The following is a 12,092-nucleotide window of genomic DNA, read 5'->3' on the forward strand; positions in this document are numbered from 1 at the left end:
ATGTGCCGGGACGATGCGAGAACATTGGGACGCCAGAGGTCTATTCTTCGCCCTGATCCATTTCGCGGATGATATGTTCGAGCACGCTGGGATGCAGCGGCTGTTCGAATTCCGCGCCGACGACATGACCCTTGCGCCATTTCACGTCAGCCGGGATCGGCCCGACGTTCCCGACTTTGACGAGGATTCCGGCTTCCGTCTGAAGAACCGAGAACTTGTCGAAAAACCGGCAACCGTATTCGGAGATGTCCTTGATCCAGACATCGCGCGCGCCGCCTTGCCGCGCACGATAGCGCCCTGCAACAGTGACGGTATGCCGCGTTTCTCTACGATACTCCTTGGACATTTCCGATTCTCGTAGTGACCCTTTTTTCCACGATAGCGACGGCAGAAGTATTTAGACAAGAAATGCTTCGCTATCGCTTTCGTGAAGCGGCTGCGTTAGGGCATCGATCATAGGGGAGAGCCGGTTAACAATGAATAATAACGACAAACCCCCTTTACGTAGAGTGACATCGATCGATGTTGCCGAGCGGGCCGGGGTCAGCCAATCGACCGTCAGCCGTGCCTTGTCGGGCAGCGAGACGATCACCGAAGCGACCCGCCGCCGTGTCGAACTGGCGGCCGAGCAATTGGGATATCATGTCAACGCGCGCGCTGCCGGTCTGAGGCGCGGGGAAACCGGAACGATCGCCATCGTGGTGATCGGCCGCGAAGGGCAGGGGCCGGCGGCAATCAATCCGTTCTACTACAGCCTGCTGGGCAGTACCTGTGCCGCCGCAGCGGAGCGAGGGTACGAGGCGCTGGTATCGTTCCAGGCGCGAGCGGAGGAATTCTTCGGCCATTATGTGGCCCGCAGGCAGGCCGACGGCGTGGTGGTCATCGGGACGGCGACCAACGAGGCGGCATGGGATTATTTCCGCACCTGCGCCGAGCAATCGAAAGGCATGGCCTTTTGGGGATCACCTTTCGACGACAGCGTCTGGGTACGTTCCGACAATCGGGAAGCCGGGCGCCTGGCGGTCGAGCGGCTGGCGCGTAGCGGGGCGGAGCGGATCGTTTTCGTCGGCGATACGGCGTCATCGCAGCGTCAGTTCCGGGAACGATACGAAGGGTATCGCGACGCCATGGAGCAGGCTGGCCTGTCGCCGGTCGAGCCGGTCATCAGCGACGGCGAGGATCGCGTGTCCCAAGGACGCAACGCGATCAGGCAGATGGCTGACAGCGGCGCAGGGTTCGACGGGCTCTTTTTCGCCTGCGATGCCATGGCGCTCGGTGCGCTGGAGGAACTGGCCTCGCTCGGGATCGCAGTGCCCGATCAGGTCGGTGTGATCGGATTCGACGGACTTGGATCCGGCGAATTCAGCGCTCCCCCGCTCACCACCGTACAACCCGATTTCGCTCAGGCCGGCATGTCGCTGGTCGATACGGCTCTCGCATCCGGGGAAGATCGCCCCGAACGACGTGTCAAGGTTCACCTCGTCGAACGCGCCAGTGTGCGTTGATCGTCGCATTCGCTTTCAGGGGAATATCATGAAGACAAGTATTGCTTCCGTTCTTGCCGTCCTATTCGCGGGACAGGCTGCGTATGCCCAGGATTCCGAACCGAGCCCCAATCCCGTCGAGGAGCAGGAGGTCGAGGCGTCTTCGCAGGATGGACCCGCAGAAGGCAGCGGCCAGACAGTCCAGGCGGCCGCGGCGACCGCCAACCCTGCAGCCGAGCGCACGGATGAAGCGAAGTGGGACGTCACTGCGCCACGCGGCGCCAATATCCGGCAGGTGCCGATCCGTACCGACGAGGGTACGTGGATGGATGTCGATGTGTCCCCCGATGGCCGAACACTGGCGTTCGCACTGCTGGGCGACATCTACACCATGCCAGTCACAGGCGGAACGCCAACCCGTGTGGCGGAAGGTCTGGCATGGGAAGTGCAGCCGCGGTTTTCACCCGATGGCCGCCGCATCGCCTTCACCTCCGACAGGGGCGGCGGCGACAACATCTGGATCATGAATGCCGATGGGTCGGACAAGCGCCAGCTGACCAAGGAGGATTTCCGCCTCATCAATCAGGCAAGCTGGTCGCCCAACGGCAATTATATCGTCGCCAAGAAGCATTTCACCACCCAGCGTTCGCTCGGCACAGGCGAGATCTGGATCTATCATGTTTCGGGTGGGGGCGGTGTCCAGTTGGTGAAGCGGGCGAGCGACACCTTGCAAAAGGAACTGGGCGAGCCCGTCTATTCGCCCAATGGCGATGCGGTGTATTATTCGCGCAACGTCACATCCGGGCCGATTTTCGAATATGCACAGGATTCCACGCAGGGAACCTTCGCCATCGAGCGCTACGACCTGGCAACCGGCGAAGTGACGACAGCCGTCAGCGGATATGGCGGCGCGGTTCGCCCGCAGCCTTCGCCCGATGGCAAGAACATCGCCTTTATCCGCCGGGACAAGGACAAGACCGAGCTCTGGGTCAAGGATCTGGCGAGCGGTCAGCAGCGCATGATCTATGGCGACCTCGACATGGACATGCAGGAAACCTGGGCCGTGCATGGTTTCTATCCCTTGATGGACTGGATGCCGGACGGCAATTCCATCGTGCTGTGGGCAGGCGGCAAGTTACAGCGCGTCGCCGCCGATGGCAGCGGCGCCAGCGTTATTCCCTTTACCATCGACGATACGCGCGGCGTTGCCGATGCACCCCACCCGGTAATCCCGGTTTCGCCCGACAGCTTTACCGCCAAGATCCCGCGGTTCACGAGCGTATCGCCCGATGGACGAACAGTGGTGTTCGAAAGCTTGGGCAAGCTGTATTCGAAGCCGGTGGCGGGCGGAACGGCGCGGCGAGTGACGTCCGCCGATGACGATGCACTCGAACTGTGGCCGTCATGGTCCCGCGACGGGCGGCGGCTCACGTATGTGCGCTGGACCGATGCGGGCCTCGGGCAAATCATGACCGCCAATGCCAATGGGTCCAATGTGCGCGTGGTCACCAGCATGCAGGGCCACTATGCGCAGCCGAGCTTTTCGCCGGATGGCAGCACGATCGTTTTCGAAAAACGTTCGGGAGGCTATTTGACCTCGCCAGAGTTTTCGGAGAATGCCGGGGTTTACGGCGTCAGCGCGAGCGGCGGCGTACCGGAACTGATCGCGCGGGATACGACCAATCCCCAGTTCGGTGCCCAGAACGACAGAGTGTTCATGCTTGGCAGGCAGGACGGCAAGCTCCAGCTTCTGTCTGCCGATCTCGATGGCGATGCGAGGCAAGTCCATGCCGAAGGCGAACTGGCGACCGAATATCACGTCAGTCCGCGCGGCGATTTCGTGGCCTTCCGGGAGAATTACGAGGCATTCGCCATGCCGCTGCTGCCGGGCGGACAGGCGGTCACGGTCGGCGAGGAAGCAAGCTCGCTACCGGTCGTGCGCGCATCCAAAGGCGGAGCGGATTATATCGGGTGGACCGAAGGCGGCGATATGCTGACCTGGTCGATGGGACCCGTTCTCTATCGCGCCAGCCTGGCATCGATGTTCGCCAGCGCACCGAAGGACAAGGACGCACCGAAGTTCGTGCCGCCGACCACTGGCACGTCGCTTGAGCGTACGGTCAGCGCGGACAAGCCGCGCGCAACCGTGGCGATCACGGGTGCGAAGATCCTCACGATGACGGGCGACGGTGCGGGCGAGATTGCCGATGGCACCATCGTCATCGTCGGCGACAGGATTGCCGCGGTAGGTCCAGCCTTGTCCGTCCAGATACCGCAGGGCGCGACGATGATCGACGCTGCGGGCAAGACCATCATGCCGGGGCTGGTGGATGCCCATGCGCATGGTCCGCAAGGTGTGGGCGACCTGGTGCCGCAGCAGAACTGGTCGCTCGTCCAGAACCTGGCAATGGGTACGACCACGATCCACGATCCGTCTTCCAGCGCCAGCATGATCTTCTCCGCCTCGGAGCGGCAGCAGGCCGGCAACATGCTGGCACCGCGTATCTTTTCGACTGCGGAAGTGGTGTACGGAGCCAAGGCCCCCGGCGTTTATGCCCGCATCGACAGTTACGAGGATGCGCTGGCCCACATCCAGCGTATCAAGGCGCAGGGCGGTATTTCGATCAAGAACTACAATCAGCCGCGGCGTGAACAGCGCCAGCAGGTCGTCGCCGCCGCCCGTGCGGAAAACATGCTGGTGGTGGCAGAGGGCGGTTCGCTGTTCGGCATGGACATGAACCTCATCGCCGATGGCAATTCGACCATCGAGCATAATGTCCCGGGCGAAGTCTTTTACGAAGACGTGCTGCAGTATTGGGCCGGATCGCAGTCCAATTACACGCCGACACTGGTCGTCACCTATGGCGGGCTGGCGGCCGACCCCTACTGGCGTCAGGCGACCGATGTGTTCGACAATCCCCTGATGGTCCACACCCCGCCGCGGCAGCTGATTGCGGAAACCGCGCGCAGGGTGACGGCCCCCGAATGGGCCTTCGTCGACGACGAGGCGGCCCGTGAAGCCAAAAAGCTGGCGCAGCGCGGGGTGAAGGTGAGCATCGGGGCCCATGGCCAGCAGGCCGGTGTCGGCTCGCACTGGGAGCTGTGGAGCTTCGTGCGTGGCGGCATGACACCCGTCGAATCGCTACGTGCAGGGACGATCGAATCCGCACGATCGCTGGGCATGGACCGCGATATCGGTAGCCTCGAGGCAGGCAAGCTGGCCGACCTGATCGTACTCGATGCCGATCCGAGCGAGAACATCCGCAATTCGGACAAGATCGAGCGCGTGATGATCGGCGGGCGGCTATACGATGCCCGGACCATGAACGAGGTCGAGACGGGCGACGCGCGGCGCCTGCCGTATTGGTGGGAGTGAGGTATCAGGGGCGGCGCGCAGCTAGCTACGCGCCGCTCTGCTTCAGGCTGCGCGGATCTGGCCGAGAAACGAGTCGACGCGGCTCTTGAGAGCGCCAGCCTGCTCTTCCAGCTCGCTTGCGGAATTGAGGACCTGGCTTGCGGCGGTTCCGGTCGCAAGGCTGGTCTCGCGGACCTGTCCGATGTGAGACGAAACCTCGTCGGTGGACCGTGCGGCAAGATCGATGCTGCGTGCCAGGTCCTGGCCTGCCACGGATTGCTGATCGACGGCACTGGCGATCGAGATGGCGGTCGATTCCAGTTCCTTGATCTGCCCGGCGATCGAACGCAGGGCGCCGACACTCGCTCCGGTGGATTGCTGCATGGCACGGATCTGCTCGGCGACTTCCTCGGTCGCGCGGCTCGTCTGGGCGGCCAGTTCTTTCACTTCACTGGCAACGACCGCGAAGCCGCGGCCGGCCTCCCCGCCACGCGCAGCCTCGATCGAGGCATTCAGCGCGAGAAGGTTCGTCCGCTGCGCGATCGACTGGATAAGCTCGACGATCTTTCCGACTTGTTCAGCCGAAGAGGCCAAGGCGGAAATGGTTTCGTCCGCTCCGTTGGCAGTATCGGTCGCTCGCCGTGCAAGGTCTGCGGAATGTGAGGCCTGGCGGCTTATTTCGCCAATCGACATGGCAAATTCGTCGGACGCGGCAGCGGCAGCAGTGGCGCCGTTGTTGGCCTGCTCCATGAGCGAGGTGACCAGTTGGGATTTACTCGAGGCTTGTTCCGCCGATGTGGCCATGCCCGATGCGGTAGCATTGAGCTGGCTGGCGGCGGCGGCGACACCGCCTACAACGTCGCCGATGCCATTTTCGAATTCCTTCGCCATGCGCATCAGTTCTTGCTTGCGGGCTTCCGCGTTTGCCTTGCGGCCGGCAAAGAGTTCGTCGAGTTTGTGACCAGACCTGAGAAAGACCGCGAACGTGCGGGCAAGATCGCCAATCTCGTCCGGGCGATGGGTATTGGATACGGTGAAATCGCGATCGCCGTTCGCGAGGCGGGACATGTCCGCGGAGATTTGCAGATAAGGTTCGATGACATGCCTCAGCACGAACCGGACGCTGGCAATTCCACTGACGAATGCCGCACTCAATATAGCGATCATGAGTATCTGTGCGGTTGCCGCAAAGGACGGCACGTAAAATCCAGCCAAGGCGAGAGCGGTGATTACCGTCATGCCGCCAAGCGAGAAGGTCGCTGCCAGCTTCGCCTTATTTGCAAGCGGCTGCTCCATAAGCCAGCGGCTCCATCCACGCATTGCGCGGACGTCCGCGGCGTTCACGATCTCAACATCTGCGATTTCGCGCGCGAGTTCCTCGTCGTAGATCTGCGAACTATGAGCATTCATCCCGGCATCCCCCTCAACGTCACGTAAACTGTACGGGGCGAATGCTTGAAATCGCGTTAAGCCGCTTTCACGTGCAGGAGGAAGTCGGCTGCCTGCGATTTCAAGGTACGCGCTTGAGCCTCGAGTTCCGTGGAGGAATTAAGTACCTGACTCGCAGCAGCACCGGTCGCCAAACTCGTCTCGCGCACATGGTCGATATTCGACGCAACTTCATCGGTCGAGCGAGCCGCAAGATCGATGCTGCGTGCCAGATCCTGACCGGCAAACGACTGCTGATCCACAGCGCTGGCGATCGACACGGAAGTTGTTTCGAGTTCCTTGATCTGGCCTGCGATCGAACGCAGCGCGCTGACGCTGGCCCCGGTCGAATCTTGCATCGAGCGGATCTGACTGGCGACTTCCTCTGTCGCTTTGCTCGTCTGAGCGGCCAGTTCCTTAACTTCGCTGGCAACGACCGCGAAGCCCCGGCCGGCTTCTCCGCCCCTGGCAGCTTCTATCGATGCATTGAGGGCCAAGAGGTTGGTGCGCTTCGCGATCGACTGGATAAGTTCGATGATCTGCCCGACCTGGTCTGCGGATACGGCAAGCGCGGAGATCGTCTCGTCGGCTCCATTTGCTGCGTTTGCCGCATTGCGGGCAAGTTCTGCAGAATGGGCAGCCTGGCGACTGATTTCCCCTATGGACATGGCGAACTCGTCGGACGCGGCAGCCGCTGCGGTGACGCCGCTGGATGCCTGCATCATGGAATCCGACACGATCGCTGCCTTCGAAGTCGTCTGTTCGGCGGTGGTTGCCATCGACCCCGCAGTTGTCTGCAACTGAGCGGCTGCAGCGGCAACACCGTTGACGACTTCGCCGACGGTGGCTTCGAAACGCTGTGCAAGGCGTACAAGCTCTTGCCCGTGCTCACGGCGCGATGCTTCTCGCTCCTGAGCAAACTCTTCGATCTGGCGCGACGTATGAAGAAATACCTCGAGCGCACGCGCGAGTTCGCCGATCTCGTCCTTTCGGTGCGTTGCGGGAATATGCATGTCTTTTTCGCCTTCGGCCAAGCGGCCGGCAACGTTAGTCATCTGGCGAAGGGTGCCCGAAACGTCGCGCGCGAGAACGCGATGACTGATCCAGGCGACCACGGTTCCGACGACCGCGGCCAAGAGGAGGCAGACCAGCAACCAGGTTATCATGGCGCGAGCTTCTGCGTCGGCAATATTGCCGATACGTTCGATCTCTTCGCGAGACATAATGGCCAGATCGACAATCTTCTGGCCATCCGCGTCAATTGCATCAGCGAAGGCATGTCGGCTAGCGTCCGAGAAGCGCAGGTTCTGCGACCCAGTGATCCGAACCCGCAGTCCTTCAAGCATCGCGCCCTGTTCCCGCAATTTCGGCAGAACCGTGGGAGCGTGACTGATGGCTCGATCTTCGAAGAGTTCGACATCGCGATCAGCGCGGTCGAGCGATCGCAGGGCTGAGGTCAGATCGTCCCGGTTACCGGAAATGGCGTAGCGCTGGACGAAGAGCCGTCCTTCATTGGTGTCGGCCACGAGCCGCTCAGCCGCAATGGCCGCCGAAGACAACGCCATGCGTTCGATGCGGGCACTGATCGCGAAGTACGCGCAGACCAGCACCACCAGGAGGGTAGCCAGAACGATTCCGGCGTTGATGAACGAAATGGCTCGCAGCTTCTCCCCTACCGATTGCCGGTTCAGCCATGCAGCAACGCCACCTGCCCTGTCATGATAAGATCTTTCCGAGGCGTGCGAGGTCACGCCAATTGTCGCAATTTCAGGCACGTGCTCTTCGGGCCGAACGCTACGTTCGGCCACCAAGTCATTTGCCATATCCTGAAGCGCACTCATGCGACTTTGCTTTCCCTGTCATTCGTCTTGAGCGGAAGTCCGATTGGCTTGCCCAGATGTTGCGTGATTTCCTCTGACGGCATCGCTTTGAAATAGAGCCACCCCTGGATCTGGTCGCACCCGGCGGCACGGACCATATCGGCCTGCTCTTCGGTCTCGACCCCCTCGGCGGTGACCCCCATCTTCATGGCGCGAGCTACCGTTATACTGGACAGCATCATCGCGCGGCTGCCATCGTCCTGACCTGCCTGAACGACCAGGCTGCGATCGAGTTTAAGCTTTTCGAACCGGAACTGGCGCAAGAAGCCGAACGATGCATAGCCGGTTCCGAAATCGTCGAGCGCTATGCGCACCCCAAAGCCCCGTATGACGGCCAGGCTGCGCTCTGCGACAACCGGATCCAGAACCAGGCACGTTTCCGTGATTTCGAGTTCCAGCCTTCCAGCAGGAAAACCGGTTTCTTCGAGAATGTGGCCAAGTTGAATTGGGAATTCGGGATTGCGTAGCTGTGCTGCCGAAATATTGACCGACAGCGAGATGCCATCCCATTCGAGCGCGTCGCAACATGCCTGCCGCAGCACCCAAAGGCCGATCGAATTGATCAGGCCGCTTTCTTCCGCAACGGGGATGAAGACATTCGGCCCGATGCGTTTACCGTCCGGCCTGTCCCAGCGCATCAGGCATTCGGCGGACACGATCATGCGCGTCGTGCTATCCACCAGTGGTTGATAGTGAAGCCGGAATTCCTTGTTGACGAGCGCGCTGCGTAACTCGTCGTCCATTTCCTTGAGCTGTTCACGGCTCTGGTCGAACGCCGGGTTGAACCACGTGCAGCGCATCTTGCCGCCGCGTTTGGAGGCATACATTGCGATATCCGCGCGGCGCAGCAGTTCCGACGACGTGACATCATCCTGGGGAGCACGGCGGGCCAGCCCGATACTGGCGCCGATCGTCAGACGCCTGTCTTCGACGTGGATCGGCTTGGCCAGCCGTTCGATGATCCGGCGGCTCAAGCCTTCCAGCAAGGTACCGGCGACTGCCCCCCCGATCATCATGGCGTATTCGTCACCGCCCAAGCGGTAGACGCGAGCTTCACCATCGCTGATCTGCTTGAAGATTTCCGCGCATTGCCGGAGGGCGGCATCGCCGACGAAATGCCCGTAATGATCGTTGGTCAGCTTGAAGCCGTCGAGGTCGATCATCGCCAGCGCGACTTCGTGCCCCTGGCGGATTTCATCCTGAATATCGCTGTGCAGCGCCCGCCTGTTGGGCAGCTGGGTGAGGCTGTCACTTCGTGCAAGTTGATCGATAGCGCGCAACTGGCGAAGGCCGAAACAGGTGCTGAGCGCTGTCGTTGCAGCAAACAGAACGGTACCGACCCCAAGGACGGCATAGGGCGAAGTGAAGCCGTAAAGCCGGTTGGCAACAGCAACCGCCCAAGTCAGGACGAATATGCTGGCGAGCGCTGCGATCGGACCGAAGATGACGGTCCGCAAGCCTGCTCTATGGACAGAAGTTTGCGAACCCGCAGTCATTTTCCGCTATGCGCCCCACGTTTGCGACCTTTTCGAAGGGGCTAGAGTGCATTCGCTAAGGAACGGTAAAACAAGACTTAAGGCTAACCGTTGTCCCGCCGGTGCCTCATCGCATGGCTGCCCGAAGACTTGGCTGCGCCATCGACAGATCGACCTGAACGGGCCGGTATAGGGACGAACCACAATTGGCCGGCCTGAAGCGTTCGGTCTGGCCGACAACCGTTTCGCCGGCCCCAAGCATCAGCCAGCCATCGCTTGCGATACCAGTGGCCACGCGGTCAAACGCAGCGGACCGTGTCGCAGGATCGAAGTACAGCAATACGTTGCGGCACATGACCAGATCGAACCGGCCAGGCGATGGCGGATAGTCGAGGATATTGTGCTGCTGGAAACGCGTCATCGACCGGATCTTGTCGGACGCCTGCCAGTGGCCGCCGCAATCCGCGAAGAAGTTCAGCATCTGCGCCACGCTGATGCCGCGTTGAATTTCGAATTGGGTGTAAAGGCCGCTCCGAGCAGTCTCGACGGCCTTGCCCGAAACGTCGGTGCCAAGGATTTCTATCGTCCAGTTTTTCCAACGGGGCGACTGTTCGGCAAATATCATCGCGAGGCTGAGCGCCTCCTGCCCGGTCGAGCAACCCGCCGACCAAATCGATAGTCGCTTCGACTCGGCCCGGCTACGCGCGAGATCAGGCAGGACATGATTGGAAAGCTGCGAGAAATAGGCCTGATCGCGGAAAAAATAGGTCTCGTTATTCAAAAGCGATTCGACGACCTTTGTCGCCAGACGCTGTTCGCCAGGTCTTTCGAGCATGCAGGCGAGCTGGTCCACATTCTCGATACCCAGTTCGCGGAAGAGGCCGGACAAGGCACTCGACACGCGCCAGCGACGGCCTTCCGTCAGTTGCTGACCGGTGCGCTGGGTAAGAAGTTCGCCGATGATGCGGTGCGAAGCATCATTTATTTCCACGCCCCGGCTCCTGCGTTGTCAACGAGCGCATCGGCCAGTTCCGCAGGCGGCAGGACGGCCGTCGCAAGTCCCAGCTCCGTTACCGCTCGCGGCATTCCCCAGACCGCGCAGGTTTCCGCATCCTGGGCATACATCGAGCCGCCTGCGTTTACGATTGACTGGGCGCCATCTGATCCATCGCGGCCCATTCCCGAAAGAAGCACGCCGGCGACTTTGCCATCGAACGATTCGGCAATGGTTTCGAACATGGGATCGACCGAGGGCATGCAGCCGCTTTTGACTGGGTGATAGGCGAGCCCGAGTACGTGTCGCCCGGCGGATTTGCGTACGACCATATGGCCGTGACCCGGAGCGATATAAATCTTGCCGCGCAGTATTTCGACGCCCTCGTCGGCCAGGATCGCTTCGCGACCTGCGGCCATTTCCATCTGCTTGGCAAAGACCGGAATAAAACTCGACGGAAGATGCTGAGTGATCAGGATCGGGAGATCGAAATTCTTCGGCACGTTGCGCAGGAACAGGTTCAGGGCATGAATGCCGCCGGTCGACGCGCCTATGGCGACGACCTGGGGCGATTTGGTTGCGCGAGTGGAGAGAGGCTTGCTTGCAGCCGTGGCTGCCTCTGCTGGCCTGATCCCTTTCAGCGCGCGTATTTTGCCAAGGAGGCTCGCCTTGTAATCATCGTCGAAGCCGCCGGGGCGCGGCTTGAGCATCGTGTCGGCTGCGCCAAGCGAAAGCGCCTTGATGGTTGCTTCGGCTCCATCAGCGGTGAGGGACGATATTACGAGCACCTTGGTATCGGGTGCCGCTTCCATAATCTTGGGGAGTGCCTCGATACCCCCCATGCCCGGCATTTCGAGATCGAGGAGCATGACGTGCGGGCTGGTTGCGGCCAGCTCTGCAATGCCGCTTTCCGCAGTGCTGGCGGTCCCGACGACAATCATGTCGTCTGCCAGCTTGATCATGCGAGAAAATACGGTGCGCACGGTCAGCGAATCGTCGACGATCATGACCCGCACCGGGTCGGCGCCAATCCGGGAAGATTGATCCGCCATTACGTGATCGGAGTGGAGAAGCACGCCCATGTCACGCTACCTCAGGCCATGCCGACAAGCTGAAGCTTGATCTGCAGAGTCTCGTGATCAAACGGCTTCATGACATATTCGTCGGCGCCGGCACTGATGGCTTCCCGAATATGAGCGACGTCGTTCTCGGTAGTGCAGAAAACCACCTTGGGTTTGTCGCCGCCTTCGCGCACGCGCAACTGCGTGATGAACTCGATGCCTGTCATGACCGGCATGTTCCAGTCCAGCAGAACCACATCGGGCATCGCTTCGGTGCAGCGATCGAGCCCTTCCTGTCCGTTCTCCGCTTCCTCGACCTGGAACCCGAGCGTTTCGAGAATGTGTCTCGATACCTTGCGGATTACGCGCGAGTCATCGACGATAAGGCAGGTTTTCATTTCAAATGACCTCTGGT

General features: G+C 61.0%; 9 protein-coding genes. 2 read left to right on the forward strand and 7 right to left on the reverse strand.

The features are described 5' to 3' along the window. Positions 1 to 40: 40 nt before the first annotated feature. Positions 41 to 346, reverse strand: a complete 306-nt coding sequence (locus tag KYK83_RS11385) for a hypothetical protein (protein WP_196846826.1) — start codon at positions 344 to 346, stop codon at positions 41 to 43. Positions 347 to 476: 130 nt separating this feature from the next. Here KYK83_RS11385 and KYK83_RS11390 point away from each other — a divergent pair, with 130 nt between their 5' ends. Both KYK83_RS11390 and KYK83_RS11395 read left to right on the forward strand, forming a co-directional pair. Next, positions 477 to 1,505, forward strand: coding sequence for a LacI family DNA-binding transcriptional regulator (locus KYK83_RS11390; RefSeq protein WP_222828324.1), 1,029 nt, complete (start codon positions 477 to 479; stop codon positions 1,503 to 1,505). A gap of 28 nt (positions 1,506 to 1,533) precedes the next feature. Then, positions 1,534 to 4,860: an amidohydrolase family protein gene (locus tag KYK83_RS11395; RefSeq protein ID WP_222828325.1), complete on the forward strand. Its 3,327-nt coding sequence runs from the start codon at positions 1,534 to 1,536 to the stop codon at positions 4,858 to 4,860. A 42-nt stretch (positions 4,861 to 4,902) separates the two neighbouring features. Here KYK83_RS11395 and KYK83_RS11400 read toward each other — a convergent pair whose 3' ends face one another. From KYK83_RS11400 to KYK83_RS11425, 6 genes are all read right to left on the reverse strand, one after another. Next, the gene (locus KYK83_RS11400) at positions 4,903 to 6,249 is read right to left on the reverse strand and encodes a methyl-accepting chemotaxis protein (RefSeq protein ID WP_222828326.1); all 1,347 of its coding nucleotides are present in this window, start codon (positions 6,247 to 6,249) and stop codon (positions 4,903 to 4,905) included. A gap of 56 nt (positions 6,250 to 6,305) precedes the next feature. After that, positions 6,306 to 8,108, reverse strand: coding sequence for a methyl-accepting chemotaxis protein (locus KYK83_RS17250; protein ID WP_248284407.1), 1,803 nt, complete (start codon positions 8,106 to 8,108; stop codon positions 6,306 to 6,308). Beyond that, positions 8,105 to 9,604: a putative bifunctional diguanylate cyclase/phosphodiesterase gene (locus KYK83_RS11410; protein ID WP_248284408.1), complete on the reverse strand. Its 1,500-nt coding sequence runs from the start codon at positions 9,602 to 9,604 to the stop codon at positions 8,105 to 8,107. The genes KYK83_RS17250 and KYK83_RS11410 overlap by 4 nt, the downstream gene beginning before the upstream one ends. A gap of 145 nt (positions 9,605 to 9,749) precedes the next feature. Continuing rightward, entirely contained in the window at positions 9,750 to 10,613 is an 864-nt protein-coding gene (locus tag KYK83_RS11415) for a CheR family methyltransferase (protein ID WP_222828328.1), read from the reverse strand. Further along, positions 10,604 to 11,698 (reverse strand): chemotaxis-specific protein-glutamate methyltransferase CheB, encoded by a 1,095-nt coding sequence (gene cheB, locus KYK83_RS11420; protein WP_248284409.1) that lies wholly within the window; start codon positions 11,696 to 11,698, stop codon positions 10,604 to 10,606. The genes KYK83_RS11415 and cheB overlap by 10 nt, the downstream gene beginning before the upstream one ends. Positions 11,699 to 11,709: 11 nt before the next feature. Next, complete coding sequence (locus tag KYK83_RS11425) at positions 11,710 to 12,075, reverse strand: response regulator (protein WP_103022429.1); 366 nt, start codon at positions 12,073 to 12,075, stop codon at positions 11,710 to 11,712. Positions 12,076 to 12,092: the final 17 nt, after the last annotated feature.

Source organism: Qipengyuania pacifica (genome assembly GCF_019857205.1).
Classification (GTDB): domain Bacteria; phylum Pseudomonadota; class Alphaproteobacteria; order Sphingomonadales; family Sphingomonadaceae; genus Qipengyuania; species Qipengyuania pacifica.